At 46.1% G+C, this 21,439-nt stretch carries 23 protein-coding genes and 2 pseudogenes; 24 read left to right on the top strand and 1 reads right to left on the bottom strand.

Annotation, left to right across the window (positions count from 1 at the left end):
* The first annotated feature begins 111 nt into the window (after window positions 1–111).
* The 6 genes from ACR32F_RS24765 (at window position 112) to mmsB (ending at window position 8,704) form a co-directional block, all read left to right on the top strand.
* Complete coding sequence (locus tag ACR32F_RS24765; protein WP_440111740.1) at window positions 112–1,119, top strand: substrate-binding domain-containing protein; 1,008 nt, start codon at window positions 112–114, stop codon at window positions 1,117–1,119.
* Between the two features lie 91 nt (window positions 1,120–1,210).
* A complete protein-coding gene (locus tag ACR32F_RS24760; protein WP_440120005.1) occupies window positions 1,211–3,058 on the top strand; it encodes a cache domain-containing sensor histidine kinase in 1,848 nt (615 codons plus the stop codon).
* Window positions 3,059–3,144: 86 nt separating this feature from the next.
* Window positions 3,145–4,395 carry a response regulator transcription factor gene (locus ACR32F_RS24755; RefSeq protein ID WP_440120004.1) on the top strand — a complete coding sequence of 417 codons (1,251 nt, stop codon included), beginning with the start codon at window positions 3,145–3,147 and terminating at the stop codon, window positions 4,393–4,395.
* 504 nt (window positions 4,396–4,899) lie between these two features.
* Entirely contained in the window at window positions 4,900–5,985 is a 1,086-nt protein-coding gene (chvE, locus tag ACR32F_RS24750) for a multiple monosaccharide ABC transporter substrate-binding protein (protein ID WP_440111737.1), read from the top strand.
* A gap of 21 nt (window positions 5,986–6,006) precedes the next feature.
* Window positions 6,007–7,572 (top strand): multiple monosaccharide ABC transporter ATP-binding protein, encoded by a 1,566-nt coding sequence (gene mmsA, locus ACR32F_RS24745; RefSeq protein WP_440111735.1) that lies wholly within the window; start codon window positions 6,007–6,009, stop codon window positions 7,570–7,572.
* Window positions 7,541–8,704 (top strand): multiple monosaccharide ABC transporter permease, encoded by a 1,164-nt coding sequence (gene mmsB, locus ACR32F_RS24740; protein ID WP_440111733.1) that lies wholly within the window; start codon window positions 7,541–7,543, stop codon window positions 8,702–8,704. The genes mmsA and mmsB overlap by 32 nt, the downstream gene beginning before the upstream one ends.
* Window positions 8,705–8,829: 125 nt before the next feature.
* Here mmsB and ACR32F_RS24735 read toward each other — a convergent pair.
* Window positions 8,830–9,087 (bottom strand): annotated as a pseudogene (locus tag ACR32F_RS24735) (magnesium transporter); the annotation flags it as partial.
* Window positions 9,088–9,536: 449 nt separating this feature from the next.
* On the opposite strand from ACR32F_RS24735, the gene ACR32F_RS24730 reads away from it, so the two are divergent.
* From ACR32F_RS24730 to ACR32F_RS24645, 18 genes and pseudogenes are all read left to right on the top strand, one after another.
* Entirely contained in the window at window positions 9,537–10,241 is a 705-nt protein-coding gene (locus tag ACR32F_RS24730; RefSeq protein WP_440111731.1) for a DNA alkylation repair protein, read from the top strand.
* Between the two features lie 57 nt (window positions 10,242–10,298).
* Window positions 10,299–10,853 (top strand): methylated-DNA--[protein]-cysteine S-methyltransferase, encoded by a 555-nt coding sequence (locus ACR32F_RS24725; RefSeq protein ID WP_440111729.1) that lies wholly within the window; start codon window positions 10,299–10,301, stop codon window positions 10,851–10,853.
* A 279-nt stretch (window positions 10,854–11,132) separates the two neighbouring features.
* Window positions 11,133–12,353: an amidohydrolase gene (locus ACR32F_RS24720; RefSeq protein WP_440111726.1), complete on the top strand. Its 1,221-nt coding sequence runs from the start codon at window positions 11,133–11,135 to the stop codon at window positions 12,351–12,353.
* 134 nt (window positions 12,354–12,487) lie between these two features.
* A complete protein-coding gene (locus ACR32F_RS24715; protein WP_440111724.1) occupies window positions 12,488–12,892 on the top strand; it encodes a GNAT family N-acetyltransferase in 405 nt (134 codons plus the stop codon).
* 26 nt (window positions 12,893–12,918) lie between these two features.
* A complete protein-coding gene (locus ACR32F_RS24710; protein WP_440111722.1) occupies window positions 12,919–13,377 on the top strand; it encodes a GNAT family N-acetyltransferase in 459 nt (152 codons plus the stop codon).
* Window positions 13,378–13,387: 10 nt separating this feature from the next.
* Window positions 13,388–13,816, top strand: coding sequence for a GNAT family N-acetyltransferase (locus ACR32F_RS24705; RefSeq protein WP_440111720.1), 429 nt, complete (start codon window positions 13,388–13,390; stop codon window positions 13,814–13,816).
* Between the two features lie 33 nt (window positions 13,817–13,849).
* On the top strand, window positions 13,850–14,572 hold the full coding sequence (locus tag ACR32F_RS24700; protein ID WP_440111718.1) for a DUF1361 domain-containing protein: 723 nt from the start codon (window positions 13,850–13,852) through the stop codon (window positions 14,570–14,572).
* A gap of 58 nt (window positions 14,573–14,630) precedes the next feature.
* Entirely contained in the window at window positions 14,631–15,266 is a 636-nt protein-coding gene (locus ACR32F_RS24695; protein WP_440111716.1) for a hypothetical protein, read from the top strand.
* A gap of 38 nt (window positions 15,267–15,304) precedes the next feature.
* Complete coding sequence (locus ACR32F_RS24690) at window positions 15,305–16,246, top strand: GNAT family N-acetyltransferase (RefSeq protein WP_440111714.1); 942 nt, start codon at window positions 15,305–15,307, stop codon at window positions 16,244–16,246.
* Window positions 16,247–16,560: 314 nt separating this feature from the next.
* Window positions 16,561–16,800: pseudogene (locus tag ACR32F_RS24685) on the top strand (GNAT family N-acetyltransferase); the annotation flags it as partial.
* A gap of 126 nt (window positions 16,801–16,926) precedes the next feature.
* Window positions 16,927–17,472: a GrpB family protein gene (locus ACR32F_RS24680; protein ID WP_440111712.1), complete on the top strand. Its 546-nt coding sequence runs from the start codon at window positions 16,927–16,929 to the stop codon at window positions 17,470–17,472.
* Between the two features lie 42 nt (window positions 17,473–17,514).
* Complete coding sequence (locus ACR32F_RS24675; protein ID WP_440111709.1) at window positions 17,515–17,937, top strand: hypothetical protein; 423 nt, start codon at window positions 17,515–17,517, stop codon at window positions 17,935–17,937.
* Window positions 17,938–17,982: 45 nt separating this feature from the next.
* Complete coding sequence (locus ACR32F_RS24670) at window positions 17,983–18,510, top strand: cysteine hydrolase family protein (RefSeq protein ID WP_440111707.1); 528 nt, start codon at window positions 17,983–17,985, stop codon at window positions 18,508–18,510.
* Window positions 18,511–18,551: 41 nt separating this feature from the next.
* Complete coding sequence (locus ACR32F_RS24665; protein WP_440111705.1) at window positions 18,552–18,836, top strand: hypothetical protein; 285 nt, start codon at window positions 18,552–18,554, stop codon at window positions 18,834–18,836.
* 58 nt (window positions 18,837–18,894) lie between these two features.
* The gene (locus ACR32F_RS24660; protein ID WP_440111702.1) at window positions 18,895–19,377 is read left to right on the top strand and encodes a DinB family protein; all 483 of its coding nucleotides are present in this window, start codon (window positions 18,895–18,897) and stop codon (window positions 19,375–19,377) included.
* Window positions 19,378–19,444: 67 nt separating this feature from the next.
* On the top strand, window positions 19,445–19,876 hold the full coding sequence (locus ACR32F_RS24655; protein ID WP_440111700.1) for a GNAT family N-acetyltransferase: 432 nt from the start codon (window positions 19,445–19,447) through the stop codon (window positions 19,874–19,876).
* Window positions 19,877–19,934: 58 nt separating this feature from the next.
* Window positions 19,935–20,798: an aminoglycoside phosphotransferase family protein gene (locus ACR32F_RS24650; RefSeq protein ID WP_440111698.1), complete on the top strand. Its 864-nt coding sequence runs from the start codon at window positions 19,935–19,937 to the stop codon at window positions 20,796–20,798.
* A 98-nt stretch (window positions 20,799–20,896) separates the two neighbouring features.
* Window positions 20,897–21,244 carry a hypothetical protein gene (locus tag ACR32F_RS24645; protein ID WP_440111696.1) on the top strand — a complete coding sequence of 116 codons (348 nt, stop codon included), beginning with the start codon at window positions 20,897–20,899 and terminating at the stop codon, window positions 21,242–21,244.
* Window positions 21,245–21,439 lie beyond the last annotated feature (195 nt).

Here is a 21,439-nt window from a genome sequence, read left to right as displayed (position 1 = left end):
AGTAATAGCAGCTTCCTTCCGAAAAGGAAGAGTAGTTTCCTTTTTGATTGATTGCGTTTACAATTTAAAACGAAGTGTAAGGTGATCAGACCACTTGAGGAAGTGAATGAAATGAAGAAAATGCTGCTGGTTTATATTTTACTTATTTCAGCCTTTGCCCTATATGTGCTGAGATTTGAATACACTAGTCAGGTGAACAGCTCCTGGGAGGACCGGGGGCTGCGCGGCGATATCGGTGAGACGTACATCATGATTACGTTCCAGTCCGGGCTGGAGTACTGGAAGAGTCCGCTCAAAGGTTTCGAGGACGCCGGGGATGCGCTTGGTGTGACCGTGGAATATCGCGGAGCTACCCGGTATGATGCGAAGGAGCAGACAACGGTGATCGAGCAGGCCATCGCTCGTAAACCTGCGGGCATTGCCATATCTGCGATCGATCCTCAATCGCTGATCCCGGCGATTAACAAGGCAATCGACGCGGATATCCCCGTTGTACTGTTCGATGCGGATGCACCGGATAGCCGGGCGTATTCCTTTCTCGGGACAGATAATTACAAGTCGGGTGTAACGGCTGCCGATAAAATGGCTGAACTGCTGGGACGTGAGGGAGAGGTCGCCGTATTGACCCTGCCTGAACAGCAGAATCATGAAGAGCGGACGAAGGGTTTCCGCGATACGATTGAGGAGAGATACCCTTCCATGCAGGTGGTTGAAGTTGCAGATGGACACGGAGATGCGATGGTATCCAGAGATGAAACGATGAGAATAATGAAGGCTCACCCCAAGCTGGCGGGTATTTTTGTGACCGAGGCGACCGGAGGGGCTGGAGCGGGTGAAGCTGTTCAAAATGCAGGGGATGGTCATGCTTTGCAGATTATATCTTTTGATACAAATAAGGCTACATTGGATATGATCAAGAAGGGTACGATTTCGGCCACGATTGCACAGGGAACCTGGAACATGGGATATTGGTCGCTTCAATATTTGTTTCATCTGCATCATCAGTTGACGGTTCCTGCCCCGTCCTCTTCCGGTGAAAATGCACCGATCCCGGTAATGGTGGACACGGGGATCTCTGTGGTGACACGCTCGAATGTGGATGATTATTATGCCAAGTAACAAAGGGGGTTCCACAAGATCAAGGTTCTGGAGCCGGCGAGCCATTCGCTCAAACTTCAGAAACGGGATTCGACGTTTACGCTTGCGCAACATGCCGCTTCGCTATCAGCTGATGCTGCTGTTTCTGCTATTCGCCATCGTACCTTCCGTAGGACTCGGATTGCTCGTGAACTGGACAGTGGAGCGGGTGGTGGAGCGACAGGTTGAGGGGCATACCATGCAACTCATTGGCAAAGTGAATGAAGCCCTTAACAGCAAGATGGAGAATTTGCAAAACATGACATACCTGATTGCGTTTGACCCGGAAATTGGTGCATTTATGGACAACAAAACGCCACCGAATGATGATGCAGGCAGCGATACGGTGAAAAACAAGGACACAAATGCCGAGACGGAGCAAAATCGGCTGTATGGCATCAAGCAAACCTTGCAGGGCTTCACGACCCTGTATCCAGAAATTGCCGGGATTGTTCTCGTTAACGGAAGTGGTGACTATATCAGTAACGAGATGTACCCCCGAGCGGAGAAGAGCCTGACCCAGGAAGACTGGTACCAAAAAGCTTCGGTTAATCCGGGCATTTTCACGGTATTGGGTCAGCCGAAAGAGCGTAATCTCACGACACATGTACGGTACAAAAATGATGAGATCGTTTCGGTTGCACGCTCTATAACGGATGAAGCATCAGGACGTGTGCGAGGGGTCATTATGATTGATCTTAAGCTGAGATCCGTCTCTCAGGCTGCCCGAAATGTTACGTTGGGGAAATCCGGATATGTGATGGTGACGGATGCAGAGGGACGGAGCGTTTACAGGCCTGAGCATCCCCTGATTGAGCACATCCCTGCAGACTGGTTTCCCTCCGGGGACAGTGGGACGTTTACTGCCGAAGCAGATGGCGGAGAGTTATTATTCATGTATCAGTCGTCCACATTTACAGGGTGGAGAACGGTGGGGGTATTTCCGGCAAGGGAGTCCATAACCGAAGTACGCCAGATTCAGTTTTATGTGGTTAGCTTTGTGTTCGTGGTGTGTTTGTTCGGTCTAAGTGCCTCCTTATGGTTCTCACGTTCCATTGCCCAGCCCATTTTCCGGCTTATGTCGTATATGCGCAGGGCGGAGACCGGTAATCTCAGAACAGGCCGCTGGAGTGATCGTGCCGATGAGATTGGCATGCTCGGCGACAGCTTTAACCGAATGCTGGCACAGATTCGGCAGCTCATATCACTCAATGAACTGAGGGAGCGGCAGAAGCGCGATGCCGAAATGCGCAGTTTGCAGGAGCATATCAAACCCCATTTTTTATATAATACCCTGGATACCATTCATTGGATGGCGCGCAAAGAAGGCGCAGACGATGTATCCGACATGGTTGGCGCTCTATCTCGATTGTTTCGTATCGGGCTTAGTAAAGGACAGGATTATATTCCGCTGCATTCCGAGCTGGAGCATATCACCAGTTATTTGCAAATTCAGCAGACACGATACCGTGATCGTCTTCAGTATACGTTGAATATTCCCGAGGAACTGCGGGATTTGTTCGTGTTAAAGCTGCTGCTTCAGCCCCTGGTGGAAAATGCAATCTATCATGGAATCAAGGGCAGGCGTGGGCCAGGGCATATCCGTATGGAGGCCAAAACAGAACACGGCAGACTGCTGCTGACCGTTCAGGACGATGGGGCGGGTATGTCCAAAGAGCGGCTAGAGGAGATGGAGCGTCTGCTCGAAGCTCCTTTGGAAAGTTTGGAGGCGTCTTCGCCTGGCATGACCGGCAAAAGCTATGGCATGTTGAATGTGCAGGCCCGTCTCCGACTGTCCTTTGGGAATGAATACGGGATCGTACTGGAGAGCCGGGAAGGAGAAGGCACTTGTGTCACGATCATTCATCCGTTGATGCGAGAGCTTCCACCCGCACAGCAACTTGATCATGAAGAGAGGTAGGAGAGCGAATGAAGAAATCCATAGAATCGACAATGACGACTTGCATGGATGCAGATGAGACATCTGCACCGACCGCCGAAACGGAGATGACTTCAGATAGCCAGACGGTAAAGAAATACCGCGTGCTCATTGCGGATGATGAGCCGATTATTCGTGAGGGCATCCGGGATGCAATCGACTGGGCCACTCTTGGGATGGAGGTTGTGGCTGAAGCGGAGGACGGCGAAGAAGCACTGGAACGGGCTGCCAACTTGGGTGTGGATATCGTTCTGGTTGATATGAATATGCCATTCCTGAACGGAATTGAACTGATCCGTGCCCTTCAGCAGAAGTGCCCAGGCTGTCGCTACCTGATCATTTCGGGACATGATGAATTTGCGTATGCCCAGGAGGCGGTTCGTCTTGGTGTAGAGGATTATATCTTGAAGCCTGTACAAGCTGAACAACTGTATTCCGCGCTTCAACGATTGCGTCAGCGGCTTACTGAAGAACACCAACGGACGGCATATGTAAGACAGGCAGCCCATCAGATTGAACGCAATATCCCGCTGCTGCGTCAGCGATTCTGTCTGGAATGGCTGGAAGGGCAGGCTGAGGGGAGAGATCTGACGGAGCAGCTTGCGTTTTTGAGTTTGCCTTCCGCCGCACCTGTGCAGATCGGGGTCGTGCGCTGGCCTGCCGCGGAAGCACGTCAGACGATTATGCGGGAGAACGATCGGCAGTTGTTTCTTTTTGCCGTGGAAAATATTATAAGTGAACTACTGGAAGAGCTGCCGCATGTCCTGTTTCGGGACGCGAGCGGGTTGATCGGCATGTGTCTGTGGCAGGCAGCTCCGGAGGAGATAGAGTCCCTCTTGGAGCAGCAGATCAGTTCCTGCCTGAATATAGCGATTCATGCCCATGTGGAGACCCATGCAGGCACATTGGAGGAAACGCCGGATACGTACCGTCATTGTCGTGAGCTTATCCATGGAGAAGCTCGCCTGTCTCCTCTGGTCCGCCGGGCAAGACAGCTTATTCAGGAAGAGTATACTGAGCGGGAACTGACCTTGGAATCGCTCGCTTCCCGCCTGCAAGTGTCCGCCGTATATCTTAGTCGGGTGCTGAAGAAAGAGCTGAATGATTCCTTCGTTACGCTCGTCACGCATGCCCGGATTCGCAAAGCGGTACAGCTGCTGGACTCGACAACACTACCGATCCACACCATAGCGGAGCGTGTAGGTTATGATACGCAACATTATTTCAGCACCGCGTTCAAGAAAACGATGGGCATTTCACCTGCACAGTATCGAAAAGATGGGGGGACGGGTGATCGTCCTTCAGCGAATCGAATATAGCATCATTAAATATAATGAATAAATACAATTAATATATAAGTTGAACTAAAGATATATTCACACGTACACTCCGATGACAGAATAACCTTCCAATCGCTGTTATCCCCAGATTTTTTTGATTTCCTTTTCTCAAGGGAAAAATCCGGTGATAAAGGCGAACGCTTCGCTTTTTCAGTTTTTTTCTGTCCTCTCCGTTTCTGTGTAAATGATTATTTCAACTTATATAGATGAGATGGATGTGTTCTACTTCTGCGAAACGAAGTGGAGCATGTCCTTTTTTGATTCTAAAATGGTTTTTCCTGAAGTCAAACCTGTGCACATATTCCCCATCAAAAGTTAAATTTTTATAAAAAAGGTTCAAAACCTGCAAAGACCTCGCTGCTGCGGAAATGCTACGATTGGACTCAGACAGGAACAGCAAGCAACATGCTGAACTCCATATGTTGTAAGCGTTGTCTTATGACTCATTCAGAACCGTATGATGTGAGGAAAGGGGAACTTCATATGAAAAAAGGAGCAATGCTCATCTGGCTTCTGGTCATGACCTTAATGCTCTCCGCCTGCAATCTGGCTGAGAGTGGCCCGGGCAGCAAGGAAAAGGGATATGTCGGCATATCGATGCCAACCAAATCATCGGAACGATGGGTGGGCGACGGGGAGAACATGGTCCGTCTGTTTCAGGAGCAGGGCTACAAGACTGATCTTCAGTATGCTGAGGATGTGGTCGAAAATCAGATTTCACAGATTGAGAACATGATCACCAAAGGTGTGGATGTGATGGTTATCGCGTCTGTGGATGGCAATACACTGACGGATGTAATCAAGAAGGCGCATGACGAAGGGATCCAGGTTATCTCGTATGATCGGCTCATCCGCAATACTCCTTATTTGACCTATTACGCCACGTTCGACAATTTTAAGGTAGGGGTGCTTCAAGCTTCCTACATCGAGCAAAAGCTTGGGCTTAAGGAAGGAAAAGGACCTTATAATATTGAGCTGTTTGGTGGATCTCCGGACGATAATAATGCCTATTTCTTCTTTGATGGCGCGATGTCCGTGCTGAAGCCGTACATGGATTCAGGCAAGCTGGTCGTACGCAGCAAGCAGATGACGATGGCTCAGATTGCAACCTTGCGCTGGGACGGTGCGCTGGCCCAGTCACGGATGGATAATCTGCTTAGTGCCTATTACTCGGGAGACAACCTGGATGCGGTCTTATCTCCGTATGATGGAATTAGTATCGGTATTATCTCATCCTTGAAGGGGATCGGTTACGGAAAAGCGAACAAGCCGCTGCCCGTCATTACAGGACAGGATGCTGAACTTGCTTCGATCAAGTCCATTGTTGCCGGGGAGCAGACGCAGACCGTCTTCAAGGATACGCGGAAGCTGGCCGAGCAGACGGTAGAGATGGCCAATAGCATTCTGCAAGGAAAACAGGCGGAAGTGAATGATACAAAATCATATAACAACGGAATTGAAGTTGTTCCAGCTTATCTCTTGGACCCGATCTCCGTGGACCGAACGAATGTGGAGCAGGATATTGTCGGCAGCAAGTATTACACGAAGGAAGAAATCGGGTTGCAATAATGAATGAAAGGAGCACATCCCATGGCCGGAATCATTCTGGAAATGAAGGGTATTACCAAAACGTTCCCTGGCGTCAAAGCGTTAGAAAATGTCAATCTGCAAGTCCGGGAAGGTGAAATTCATTCCATATGTGGTGAAAATGGTGCAGGCAAATCTACGCTGATGAAGGTGCTTAGTGGTGTATATCCACATGGCACATATGAAGGAGATATTTTATTTCAAGGCAAAAAAAGTGAGTTTAAGGATATCAAGCAGAGCGAGGATCTGGGAATCGTCATTATCCATCAGGAGTTGGCCCTGATTCCCTACCTTTCAATCGCGGAGAATATATATCTGGGCAATGAGCGTGCCAACAGAGGCATTGTTGACTGGAAAGAGACGTTTGTAGGTACACGAGAACTGCTCTCAAAGGTGGGACTGAACGAAAATCCGAACACACTGGTATCCAGCATCGGGGTAGGCAAGCAGCAATTGGTTGAAATTGCGAAAGCGCTCTCCAAAAAGGTGCGGCTGCTCATTCTGGATGAGCCAACCGCTGCGCTGAACGAGGATGACAGTGAGAATCTGCTGCAATTGATGCTGGAATTCAAGAAGCAGGGCATTGCCTGTATCCTGATTTCGCACAAGCTGAATGAGGTATCCAAGGTGTCGGATTCCGTGACCATTTTACGGGACGGCAAGACGATTGAGACGCTGGATATGAAGAAGGACAACGTGACGGAGGAACGGATTATTAGCGGAATGGTAGGACGTGATCTTACCAGCCGTTATCCGGAGCGTCATGCCACTATCGGCGAAGTCATCCTTGAGGTGAAGGACTGGACGGTATATCACGAGCATCATGCCGAGCGAAAGGTACTGGATCAGATTCATATGAATATCAGACGTGGTGAGATTGTAGGAATCGCCGGACTGATGGGTGCCGGGCGTACCGAGCTTGCCATGAGTATATTTGGCAAATCGTATGGACGGAATATTACGGGCCAGCTCATCAAGGACGGCAGACCTATCCAAAACAATAGCGTCACGGAGGCCATTCAGAATGGCTTCGCTTATGTGACGGAGGATCGCAAGGAATACGGGCTCATCCTGATGGATGATATCAAGCGCAATATTTCACTGACTGGCCTGGGCAAGCTGACGCGGAATGCGGTTGTGAACGAGCACGAAGAAGTGCTGGTGGCGGAAAAGATGAAGAAAAGCATGAACATCAAAGCACCAAGTATTTTGCAGAAGACCGGAAATCTGAGTGGTGGTAACCAGCAGAAGGTAGTGCTCAGCAAATGGATTTTTGCCGGACCGGATATTCTCATTCTGGATGAACCAACACGCGGTATTGATGTGGGAGCGAAATTTGAAATCTATACGATCATTCATCGTCTTGCCGCTGAGGGCAAGGGCGTACTGGTAATCTCATCTGAGCTGCCGGAGGTTCTTGGCCTGTGTGACCGGATCTATGTGATGAATGCCGGGCGAATCACCGGGGAAGTCAGCCGGGAACAAGCATCGCAGGAAACGTTGATGAGATATATGACCAAGTCTGGAGGCGGTAAGCATGGAAATGATAACGAAACTGTTCAAAAATAACATTCGTCAATACGGCATGATCATTGCCCTGGTTGTGATTATGCTCTTGTTCGAGGTATTGACGGGCGGGCTGTTGCTCAAGCCGATTAATATTACGAATCTGATCTTGCAGAACAGCTACATCCTGGTGCTGGCGATCGGAATGGTGCTGGTCATCATTACCGGGCATATTGATCTGTCTGTTGGTTCCATTGCAGCCTTTGTCGGTGCAGTGGCTGCGATCATGATGGTTGATTGGCAGCTTCCGACCTGGCTTGCGGTTATCGCGTCTTTGCTGGTGGGTGCTCTGATCGGTGCGTGGCAGGGCTTCTGGATCGCCTATGTGCGGATTCCGGCCTTTATCGTGACCCTGGCGGGCATGCTGCTGTTCCGAGGCTTGACGATGATCGTGCTGGAGGGGCAATCGATCTCTCCTTTTCCGGGTGGATTCCAGAAAATAAGTTCAGGTTTCCTGCCAGATATTCAATTCTCAGGCCTTGGCCTGGTGTCCATTATCGTGGGTCTTGTGCTCACTGTCTGGTACATCGTCAATGAATTGCGGGAGCGCCGTTCCCAGCGCAAATATGGATTCGAGGTGGTGTCCCAGGGACTCTTCCTACTCAAACTGATTGTGGTGGCTGCTGTGACGAATCTGTTTACGTTTGTACTCGCGAGTTACGCAGGTATTCCAAATATCCTGGTTCTGCTGTTTGTACTGATCGTTGTTTACTCTTTCGTCATGAACCGCACCGTTATGGGACGGCATGTGTATGCACTTGGAGGCAATGAGAAGGCTGCCGGGCTGTCCGGGGTGAAAACGAAAAAAGTCACCTTTTGGGTGTTCGTAAACATGGGTACGCTTGCCGCGGTATCCGGGTTGATCTTCGCTGCACGTCTGAATGCGGCTACGCCAAGAGCCGGTACCAACTTTGAGCTGGATGCCATCGCTGCCTGCTTCATCGGTGGAGCTTCAGCTTCCGGGGGTATTGGAACCGTATTTGGTGCCATCATCGGTGGTTTGGTCATGGGTGTGCTGAATAACGGGATGTCCCTGATTGGTTTGGGCATTGACTGGCAGCAGGGAATCAAGGGATTGGTACTGCTGCTCGCCGTAGCGTTCGATATTTATAATAAAAATAAAAGATCGGCGTAGCGCAGTGTAGTTGGGATAGTTAGTTAAAAAGAGAGATAGATGAAGGGATATACACACTTCACTTTGCAAGCAAAACAGACCTTGATCGCAGGATCAGGTCTGTTTTTGCTGTATACGCGGCTTGTTTACATCAAGGCATCAAGGAAACGTGTTGCGATTCCAAAATAGATAAACAGGGACAAAATATCATTTAATGTGGTGATTAATGGGCCGGAGGCGACGGCAGGGTCAACTTTGAAACGACTGAGCAGAAGTGGAATGCAGGTACCTGTCAATGTGCCGATCACCAGAGTTAAGAATAGAGACACGCCAATAATGGCGCCCAGCAGCCAGTCCCCTTGCCAGAAATAAGCAATGACGGTAATCAGCAATCCACATACCAATAGTCAACTTCATATTTTTAAACGGAATGGGTTGGAAGTCAAACAACGAAGGGAAAAAAAGGGAGCGCTGAAGGTAGCAAAGGTGAAGAGAAACTTTTAATATATATAAATTGAAATAAACATTTACACGGGAACGTATAGGACAGAAATAACTTGAAGAAGCGGAGCGTTCGCCTAAAAGCTTTCTGAAAGAAAGCTGCATCGGAAGCATACGCTTGTCCCCGAATTTTCCCCTTTAAAAATAGGGAATGCCAAAAACCTGGGGATAACAGCAACCTTAAGGTTGTTCTGTCATCGGAGTGGCAAGTGTAAATATTCATTAGTTCAATTTATATAGAAGGCATGGGGAATGATATTGTAATCTTGCTCACCTATTCGATATGGGCTTACAAACGAGCGCTGCAAGGCTATACTTGTTGTACAGGAACGGACGAGGAGGACATGGGCTAGTGGAAGCAGATATTAGAACACAATTACTCAGCTTGGCCGAGCCAGGATATCAGAAATTCTCGGCTGCTCTTATTCCCAATATAACAAATGTGCTGGGTGTGAGATTGCCGGCCTTACGAAAGATTGCCAAGCAACTTGCTGTCGGGGACTGGCGCACGTATCTGGATACAGCAGATGATGAATATTTTGAAGAAGTGATGCTGCAAGCGATGGTGATTGGACATGTACAGGCCGATCTGGACGAACTGCTGAAGGCCATTGCCGCATTTGTGCCAAAGATCGATAATTGGTCAGTGTGCGACAGCTTCTGTGCCGGACTGAAATATACGAAAGTCCATTCAGAACCGATGTGGGAGTTTTTGCAGCCCTATCTAAAATCAGAACAGGAATATGAGATCCGGTTTGGCGTAGTTATGTTGTTGAATTTTTATCTGGATGAGAGACATATCGATCAGGTTCTATCTGTATTGGATCAGATCAGGCACGAGGCTTATTATGTGAAAATGGCGGTTGCCTGGGCCATCTCAATGGCTTATGTGAAACAGTCTGAGGTGACCATGCGTTATCTGAAGCATAATACCCTGGACGATTTTACGTATAATAAGGCACTCCAGAAAATCACGGAATCCTATCGCGTAGATCCAGAGAGCAAGCAGATGATCCGCAGCATGAAACGAAAGGTGAAGAAATCTGTTCGTATATAGCGTACGTGTGGGTCAACATAAACCCTATCATGCCACAGGGGAGAGGACAATAAACGGATGAGGAAAAAGTTGATGTTCACCACCATGAAGCTGGACGGTCGTCCATGGGTGCTGCTCGCTACTGAGAAGGGCCTGTGCCGAGTAGTCATGCCCAATGAAACACTGGAGGACTGGAATGGCTGGATACAGAAAATTGCACCTGGAGTGGGACTGGAAGAGAACGAGGATGCTCTGAAACGGACAGGCATGATGGACTGGTTGCAGTCCTATTTTGTCGGGGAACAGATGGATTTTACAGATGAAATCCCGTTGGATTTGATCGGTACCCCGTTCCAGCAACAGGTATGGAGAGAGCTGGGGCGTGTGCCCTATGGTGAAATTCGGACCTATGGAGATATTGCTGCTGCGATTGGAAGACCATCCGCTGTGCGGGCTGTTGGGGCTGCGAATGGAGCCAATCCCATCCCGGTTCTGTTACCATGTCACCGCATTATTGGGGCCAATCGCAAGCTGACCGGGTTCCGTGGAGGTTTGGAGATGAAGCGCAGACTGCTGGATATCGAACAGATTGAAGGCGTGACCGATGGAGGGCATGCGCGGTTTTATTTTTAATGGAAGAAAGAACGTTGGATGAATAGATGAAATAGATGAAAGGATTAGGGAAAAAACCTCTGGTTAAAGGGGATCGAGCTGACATGGGCAGGCACTTCATTGTGCCTTTTTTGGCGTTTCTTCAGGAGGGGCGATCCAAACGATTGACGTATGGAGCACCAACGTTTTACATATTTTTGCCCGGTGAAACCGTATGGTACCATAGACCATAGCACTTAAAATAGAACTTAAATCGGTATCCGGCTGACGAAATGCCGGGTGAGAAAAGAGGGATGATATATGAATCAGGCCTACTGGTTAACGAATGTAGCTTTGGAGCAAAGTTATCTTAGGGAAGAGGAACAGGTGACGGGCACACGGACGAGCCTTGCTCATCTGCGAATTGAAGACGGAGTCATTGCGGCGATTGTGGAGGGAAATGATCCACTGACAAACGATCTGCCACAAGTGGATGGTAAAGGGCTGCTGCTGTTGCCTTCGTTCGAGGAGGCACATATTCATCTGGACAAAACCTACTATGATGGACCTTGGACAGCGGTCAAGCCAATCTCCAGCATTTTTGATCGTATAGAAGAAGAGAAGGTACTATTGCCACGGATTTTGCCTGAGGCGAAGCGTCAAGCAGAGAGCATACTGTCCTTGATTCAGGGGTATGGCTCCACCCATGTGCGTAGTCATTGTAACATTGAACCGGTCAGCGGGCTGAAACGACTGGAAGCGACGCGGCAGGCACTGGATACATTTTCGGGTAAAATCTCTTCGGAGATTGTGGCTTTCCCGCAGCATGGGCTGCTTCGCTCCAGCTCGGTAGAGTTGATGGATCAAGCGATGAAGGAAGGCTCCACCCATGTGGGTGGACTTGATCCTCATACGGTGGACGAGCATATCGAGAAATCACTGAACGCGATGGTCGAGCTGGCTGTTCAGCATCAGGCGGGTATAGACATTCATCTGCATGATGGCGGGGAGGCCGGCAAACAAACACTGCTGGAACTGGCTAATCTGACCGAAGCAGCAGGGCTTCAGGGCAAAGTCACCGTGAGTCATGCGTTCTGGTTCGCATGCGCAGAGCAGCAGGAAGCGGAAAATATGGCGAAGCGGATGGCCTCGCTGGGTATGAGTATTGCTTCAACGGTGCCTATCGGCAGAATGATGATGCCTCTTCCCATGCTTCAACGTATGGGCGTGAACGTGAAGCTGGCAACAGATAGTTTGACGGATCATTGGTCTCCTTTTGGCAATGGGGATCTGCTTGAGAAAGCAGGACGCTTTGCAGAATTGTATGGATATAGCGATGAGTTGTCCTTGTCTCAATCTCTTGCATTTGTAACAGGCGGCATCACACCGCTGAATTCACAAGGGGAACAGGTATGGCCGAAGGTGGGAGACACAGCGAGTTTTGTACTGGTACATGCAAGTTGTTCGGCGGAAGCCGTTGCAAGGCGATCTGCGCGGCAGTCGGTATGGTACAAGGGGCAATTGGTGAGCGAATTAACGTAGGGTTGAGGAAAATAGAAGCGGAGAAGCCACGGGAAACCGTGGCTCTTTACGTTGGGAGAAAAGAGGAAGGAACTGTTCGCATATACCACATTCTGGGTTATGATAGAGGTAGTTTAATGGAAGGAGTAATCCAGATGAAGATTGAATATGCAACGATGGCCGATTACGAATATATCCTTGAAAGAGATCGGCATATCCATCAGGCACTTGTGGAACCAAAGATCAAGGAGAAGGAAATATTCATCCTATGGGACGAAGGGTCAAGAATTGGATGGATGAGATACGGTTACTTCTGGGACAACATTCCCTTCATGAATATGATCTGGATTGATGAACCCTATCGGAACGGTGGGAACGGCAAAAAAGTCGTGCAGCACTGGGAAATTTTAACGAAGCAAAAAGGCTTCGATACTGTGATGACTTCAACTCAATCGGACGAACATGCCCAACATTTCTATCGAAAACTGGGGTATGTTGATGCAGGGGCTTTGTTGCTGGATACACAACCTTTGGAGGTCATATTGATCAAGAAAATCTAGTGAATAAGCCTCAAGGAGAGATTACTGTGAAGGTGAATCAAGTGACGCTGCAACGTATAACCAAGGAGAACGAATTCGAGTGCATTCAACTTAAACCGCGTGAAGACCAGCTAAATTTGGTCGCAAGCAATGCGGATTCATTAATCCATGCGACGAAGGAGATTACGTCCAAGCCATACGGCATTTTTGCAGAGGAGCGCATGGTGGGTTTTATTTTATTTGATAATGAGATGTACAATGACGGGTATTACTGGATTCTTCGGTTCATGATTGATGAGAAATACCAGGGTAAGGGCTACGGTAAACAGGCTATCAAAGAAGTGATTCGCACGTTACAAGAGAGAAGTGATTGCCAGCAAATCAGGGTATCACATGTTCCGCATAACATTACGGCAAACGCGCTATATAAGCATTGTGGGTTTCAAGACACGGGTGAGTTCGAGGACAATGGGGATATCATATTAAGTTTCCAGATGAAGAATTAGGGGGTACCTGATGATTAGAGAGGCGGAAGCTAGTGATGCAGCGGTTATAGAAAGGCTTTATAAAGAATTGTTGCCGAACAACTTAAACACGAAGGTACTGGCAGAGCGCATTGAAGAAATTAGGAATAATCCAGACAGTTTCTTGTTCGTTTATGAAGTGGTTGATCAGGTGATCGGAACTGCCCATTTACATATTTGTCTGGATGCTTTGGTAGAAAATAGACCATTTGGCGTAGTTGAGCGGGTCATCATTACGGAGCATGTGCAGAGCAAGGGATATGGATCTGAACTAATGAAGTATATTGAGGATGTGTGCCTACAGAGAAACTGTGTAAAGGTGTTTCTCACCAGTGGATCGTCCAGAAACGAGGCACACCGCTTCTATACGAAGCTAGGATACAATGGGGAGTCCAGCAAGGCATTCAAAAAGTATTTATAAATCCACCAGGGAAAGGGAAATAGAAACAACAAAATGAATCATAACAAACATCCAATTCAAGATTTTCGATTTGTCGTTACCTTGGTCGTGGCAACTTTATGTTGTTTAGGTATGGCTATGTATTTACGTGCCAAAACAGGTGCGAATATGTATCAATTTCTAAGCTGGGATATTTTCCTGGCATGGGTACCATTCATCATCTCATCTTGCATTAGATACATATCCAATAAGAAAGTAACGAAAACGAGCGTTATATTTATGGGGCTGATGTGTGCAGGCTGGCTCTTTTTTCTGCCGAATTCGGCCTATCTTTTTACAGAGATCCTGCATTCATTTAGGTACTTCGATGCTCAAGAGGGAAGCAAATTCTGGGTCCATATTGATTTTTGGTATCACCTCACCCTGACGTTTGCCGTAGCCATCCTAGGTTTACTTCTCTCCTTTTGCTCGATAGTCCAAATCCATGGAATGTTAAACAAATTAGTAAATAAGTACATTAGCATGATGGTTGTAGGCATCATTTTGCTTTTAAGCAGTATAGGCGTATACATTGGTAGATTCAATCGGTGGAATTCGTGGGATATACTGTCCCGACCTGGAAAGATCTTTATGGATCTTGTGAATGATTTCAATGCGGCGAACAGCATTATGCTTGAATTTGTGGTCATCATATTTACGGTTCAAGTTTTTGGATACGTTATCTTATCCTTGCTAACCGCAAGGTCTGGCAACGAAACACTCCATTCGAAAGGCTAAGAGTACAGCCATTGCACATTTATTTATAAAAATGACATCAAGGAGGAATTATCACACGATGGGTATTCCTAATCTTATTGATAAACTTCCTCAAATTAGTGAATGTAGACAGATTCTAAAGGCGGCAGCTATGATAGATGCTATTCTGATGCCAGAGTGGGAGTACAGGTATTACTCATATAATTCCCAGTGGGACACGAATGAGCAGATGGCGTCAATGAGAGATGGGCAAGGAGATCATTACTTTGCATTATTTAGTTCGAACGGACTTATTATTAAAGGCTTTGATAAAGAATATGCATTTCAGCATAAGGGTGACATGAGTGATGTGGTAAAGGGCGTTCCAGAAGTATTTAATACTTTTTTGGTAGAGCCGGCATTTGTTATGGATCAGACGACTTTCTGTATCTGGAATGTGGCGGATCAGGAAGGGTGGTCGGCGGGTGCGGAGCTTGCGGATCATGTTTACGAACTGTTAGGAATTTTAGTAGGCGGCGCGAAGTACTATCATGCTTGGGCACAGGACTACTATGAGATAGAGTTGGATTTCACATTAGTTGAGCAGATATTTGATATGAAGCCGATCGATGAGACGTTTCTCCAGCAATTGAATGAAGAACTGGAATTTAGTGATATCGAAGGTGAACTTGCAGAAATAGGATACCCGGATAAGGATCTGAAAAAAAATATTTAATTGCTGTTCATTTAATTAGAATTGAGGAGGAATTACGTATGGGTTTAACCGAGTGGTCCACAGATATTCTTCAATATGATCTGTCGGATGAATATTCGATACGGAAAGCTGATTTTGCTGAATGGGGATTATATTGCTCTGTTTATTATGATATGCGTTATATCGGATTTTTTAGGGAAGAAGAATTCCGTTCCTCCAAGTGTACCGCGTACTGGATCTACAAGGGAGAAAGCAAAATAGGTGGCGTGAGGATGGAGCCTAACCGGATGTATCATTTGTTTTTTATCCCGCCATTCCAGCAGCTCTTTGAGGTATTGAAGCTTCTGAAGCATAAATTAATACAATGGTCGGATCGCACCAAACGTATTCTGACCTTTGAGATTCTTCCAGACCAAGTCGATCTATATGCAAGAGCTGGATTCTGGCCGGTGGAGTTCAGATGTCGCTGGATGCAGCGACCTACAGATCATTTTGAAATTGATTGGGACAGTAGGGTTACGATTCAAAGTCCCGAGATCATTGAAAGTGAAGCGGGTACCCGAAAGTATGTGAATGAAGATGAGATTGCTCAATGTGACCTGGACAGTTTTGCAGGAAGTCTTGAAGCTGTAAGAAGAAAACAGACATCCCTTGCAGATTTCATACCTGACGAAGACCCCAATTATACAAATGAGATTCTAACTCAGGCATCTACACTTGTATACGATAAGGAGACGGGGCAGCTTATTGCCAACTGTCGTCTCTGTTTGCAAGATAATCAGGCTGCCGTGTATAGCATAGGGGTTCGCCCGGCATATAGAGGAAGAGGGCTTGCTACACTGATGTTACAGAGAGCATTGAATGCGCTTAAGGGTAAGTATCCCGTTCTACGATTGTATGTGATGGAAGGAAATGATGCCGAGTCCGTGTATCTGAACATGGGCTTTGTACCAGGCGTACAAGAGATACAGACGATGTATATTCCTGAGGAGAAATCATAATAAACATTGCTAACATAACAGATATTCATGGTAATGTCCTGCTCTTGAATCGGTATTGGCTGATATGGATTCAAGAGGGGCCATAGTACATTTGTTATTCCGGAATATTGCTTTGGGGTAGAACTCGACGAAATGCTGGCGATGTAGTGTGATTTTGTCAATGGAAAAGGAGGAGTATTTGAATGAACTCAATTTCGATAATACCTATTGATAAAAATAATTGGGACGAGGCTTTCGATCCATTTATATTACGTGAGGGGGATAAAACATTTGGTTTCTTCTAATTATCCTACACACCTAACAGTGCGGATAATTATTGGATTGGAGGTTTTCAAATAGATAAGGAATATCAAGGTAAGGGATTAGGAAGGCAGGCACTTCATACCATATTGGAGTTCATTCAGGAAAACCATTACGAGTGCCGAATCATTTCTTTGACTGTAGAAAAAAGTAACACGCATGCCAGAAAACTATACGAGAAAATGGGATTTATAAATCAAGAAATAGATAACGACGATGGTGAATTGATATACAAAATAAGATTACATGAATAAATAATGATCATTTTTAGTTTTTGGATTATATCCTTATTGCATCATTAATTAATCGAAATGTAACAAAAGGTTAAAAGAACTTGTTGTTAATTATATAGCTTGATTGTATACATAAGGGGGAAACGCATGGAAGATCAATGGAGAATTGCACCGTATGATCCTGCCTGGAGAAATTTGTTTCTCGAAACGGGGTCGAAATTAAGAGAAGCATTGGGAGAAAAGGCCGTACGGATTGATCATGTCGGATCAACTTCCATCATCGGCATGGATGCCAAACCCATTATAGATATACAAATCTCAGTTTTTGAGTATGAGAATTTGGCGGACTACAAACATGAGATCGAAGCAGTTGGCTTCGTATTCAGAGAAGAAAATCCGGATAAAACCAAACGGTATTTTCGCGAAGTACCCGGAAACAGAAGAACACATGTACACGTAAGGAGAGCAGGGAGTTTCTCTGAGCAGATGAACTTGCTGTTCCGAGACTATTTGAGGGAACATCCAGAGGATCGATTAAAATATGGGGAAGACAAGCACAGACTTATGGGATTATATAAGCAACAGCGGCACAAATATGTGGAAGGTAAAGGACCGATGGTGTGGAGCATAGTACAGAAAGCTCATATATGGTCCCAAGAAATCGGATGGCAACCGGCAAAATCTGACGTATAGGAACATCCAAATAAATACAGATAACTTTATTGGAGTGGTGAGATGAACATTGGAAGAAAGCTGCTGACGACCATTTTAACCATCATTTGTTTTACTTTGGCTGCAAGTATACTATCCATGAATGAATCTTACAGCTTTGATTTTTATATTATCGCATATCTTGTATATTCCACTCCCCTGATTGTATTAATTGGACTGCCGTTATCCCTATTGCTGGACTATCTGCTGAGCCGAATCCCATTCGTTAATCATGTGTTGTACCTGATTGTGAGGATACTGGGCTATGCATGTGCTGGAGTCCTAGGTATGTATATCTATTATTTGATCATGGGCGCTGGAGAAGCCATTTTGGATTTTAGAGAGACGTTAGTCCTGACCTTATTTGGCGTCATGGCTGCTGTATTATTTGTACTGATCGATATGGGATTGGAGTTCTTGTTAAAGGTTCGAAAGCGGAAGGCATAGGCTTAACAAGCGCAGAATAAACGCAATTGTCAGGAGGAATGAAGGATGCCAACTCATTATGCACTTCTTGTGATCGATGTTCAGGTAGCCATGTTCGATGAAGCAGATCCTGTACATCAAGGGGACGTACTGCTTGAGAGAATACAAAACCTGATCTCCAAAGCTCGGCAAAAAGGTTACCCCATCATCTATATTCAGCACAGTGAAGGAGCGGGAAGTCCGCTTGAACGAGGAACGCCGGGGTGGGCGATTCATCCGTCTATTGCGCCGATTGCTGGTGATCTTGTTGTTGAAAAGAAAACACCTGATTCGTTTCACGAAACGGATCTACATCTGAAGCTGCAAGAAAACGAAGTAACGGACCTTATTCTCGCTGGCATGCAGACAGAAGTATGCGTGGACACAACCTGCCGCAGAGCGTCCAGTCTTGGCTACGCCGTAACCTTGGTGGGTGATGCGCATAGTACATGGCATTCCAACAGTCTTAAGGCTGATCAAATTATAGAACATCACAATACGGTTCTGCGCATGTTTGCTACTGTCGTGGATTCCGAAAATGTGCTGAATGAATGATATATTTTAAAAGAATTATTTAGATGAAAGGAGGAGATGAATTGATATTTAATAAAAGAATATTTAATCTTTCAGCCTGGCTTGCTGTGTTGGCTATGATGTTTATTCCTGGAACAGCCTATACGGAGGGGCCTTTACGAACAGAGTATGGTTTTCCTTTGCGATTCTATACTGATTATCACTATGAAAAACCTGATGATACGATCTGGTTCCTTTCCAATGTACATGTGAATGCGCTCCTTTATCTGCTGAATGTTCTATTCATATACGCTGGAATCCATGTTTTACTCTATGTGAAAAAGAGATTGACCTCGCCGAAAGAGTAGAGGGTTGTGAATATCATAGTTCTTTAGGACTGCTGCATTAGACAAGGAGGATGGTTATATGGAAACTTTTTTTCGTTATAACTGGATCGTTCGTGAGCAATGGTTTGAGTGGTGTGAGGACGTACCGCTTGAAGAGTTGCTTCGGCCTCGAACGGGTGGAGTAGGGAATATATTACAAACATTCTTTCATATCATTGATGTGGAGTGGAGCTGGCTTCAATTATTACAGGGAAAACCGGATGGTATGGAGAATTTTGAAAACTATAAAACGTTGGAAGCCGTGAGAGAATTCGATCGTAAGCTGCGGCTTGATGTAGAGGCATTTGTTATAGCCTGGGACCCCAGTGTGGAAAAGAGACCCTACATCGATCCTGAACTAGATAGTACCACAGTCAAGGAATCGTGGGGAGAAGTGATGCGTCATGTGATTGCCCATGAGATTCACCATATGGGACAATTATCGGTATGGGCCAGAGAACTGGACAAGAAGCCCGTGTCTGCCAATTTCATTGGTAAAAGCCTCATTACGCCTGATAACTAGTGCGGGAATTATTTTGGAGAAGGAGACAAGATCCAAAATAAACAAAGATTAATCTAAGGAGAGACAGATGATGATTCATTGCAGAGCAGCTATGCTTGAGGATGGCGAAGTGATTAGCCAATTATCCCATCAACTGGGTTACACCAGCACAACAGCAGAGATCATCGAAAGATTGAATCTTCTAAGTCCATTAACGGATCATTATGTTTGTGTGGCTGAGCACGATTCCGTCATTGTGGGATGGGGCCATGTGCAGGGAAGACATTCCATTGAGAGTGCTTCTTTTGCCGAGATCGGTGGCTTGGTTGTAGATGAACATCATAGAGGTGCAGGAATTGGAAAAAAGATCATGAACGACTGTGAAGAATGGGCACGGGCGAAGGGCTTTAATAAAATTCGGGTACGCTCCAATGGGAAAAGGGAATCTGCGCATCAATTTTATATGGCCATCGGATATGAAGAGATGAAGTCGCAGAAAGTTTTTGATAAACCATTGTAAGCTGGCCGGAGTATGAAGTGCCGTTATCCCCTGAGCTCACGGAGAAAGGTAGGAAAATATGATTGTAACTCTGGATAATATCCACTGGGTCACGTTGGATGAAGGAACTCGAAGTTTAATGAAGCAACACCACAAGCTGGTTCCCCTGTCACCAGGGCTTGAAGCGGACGTGGTGAAGATTGATTTTGATGGCCAATCTTATGTGCTAAAGGTATGGAATAAAGAATCCAAGCCCAATATCCGTAACCAGTTTCAACTGTTGTCTGAACTCTATCAAAGTGGAATTCCAGTTTCCAAACCTTATGGTTGGGGAACGGATAATGATGAGAATCAGGTATTGCTAACAAGCTATGACGGAGAGCCAATCACTAAGCTAAATAAATCCAAACTGAATATTTTGGCTGAAATGCTAATAAAGGTGCATGCTTATAACGTAAATGATGCGGACATCGTGGACGTAGACTTCATAGCACAGTACGACTTCATTGAGTATTTCTTTCCCTCTATCGAATTACATAAGGATATCCAACAGATATTAGAGAGTTTACTTCAACGTATCGAGTATAGACAAGACAAGTTGATTCATGGGGATTATAACCTGGGAAATATTCTGGAGGCACAAGACCACTATGCCGTTATCGATTGGACAAATGGACAGCTGGGTGATCCCAGATATGATATCGCTTGGTCCATATTTCTAATGAACATATATGTTGGGGAAAGAAACGGGAAGATCTACCTTGCTCAATTCCAGAGTCTCACGTTGTACACACCGGAAGATGCCGAGGTTTTTGAAGCCATAGCTTGTTTGCGCTGGATTCTGTTGAAACGGGTTGCACATGTGCCTGATGGACCCAATGTAATGAAGCGAATTGGAACGATCGTCCAAAACAATCCCTACTTAAACGAGACTCTATTGTGATCATAATCAATGTAGACATCCTTGGCAAATAATCATATACAGCCTGTCCTAAACCGTACTTTCCTGCATACCTATGGTATAGAGGAGCGTGATAAGGTATGGAACAGAAGGTACAAACCTATTTTGAATTGAAGAAGCAACAAAAGGAAATTGAACAGCGACTCTCTGTGCTGCGCGATGAGATTGTAGGATATTGCGCAGAGCAAGGAGTCTATGAGACACAGGTCGGAGGATACGCCGTAAAAACGGTGCTTCAGCACCGAAAAGAATACGATGATCAGAAGTTGTATGCTTCCCTTCCCGATCCCGATATTTGGCGGCTGCTGTCCAAGGTGGACAGCCATAAGCTGAAAAGCCTGATCAAGCTGAACGTGCTAACCGAGGAGCAGATTAGCCCAGCGTGTACCGTGAAGCAGGTTACATTACTACAGGTGGACAAGATATAAGCTCTTTTATACTATCGTACATTATCTATCTTAAATGGCCATGGCAAAGCACCTTCCGTGATATATTGTTTTGTTGCTGCAAGCGACAGAGCGCGAAGGTGTTTTTGCATTGTATAGATTTTGCAGGAGCATAAATAGTTAAATATGAGGGGGTAAGAGATTTAATTTATTCGTAGTAAGCGCATTCATAAAACG

The organism is Paenibacillus hebaui, assembly GCF_051934385.1.
In the GTDB taxonomy this organism is placed as follows: Bacteria; Bacillota; Bacilli; order Paenibacillales; family Paenibacillaceae; genus Paenibacillus.
The sequence above is the reverse complement of the archived record's forward strand: the minus strand, read 5'-3'. Positions and strand labels throughout refer to the sequence as shown.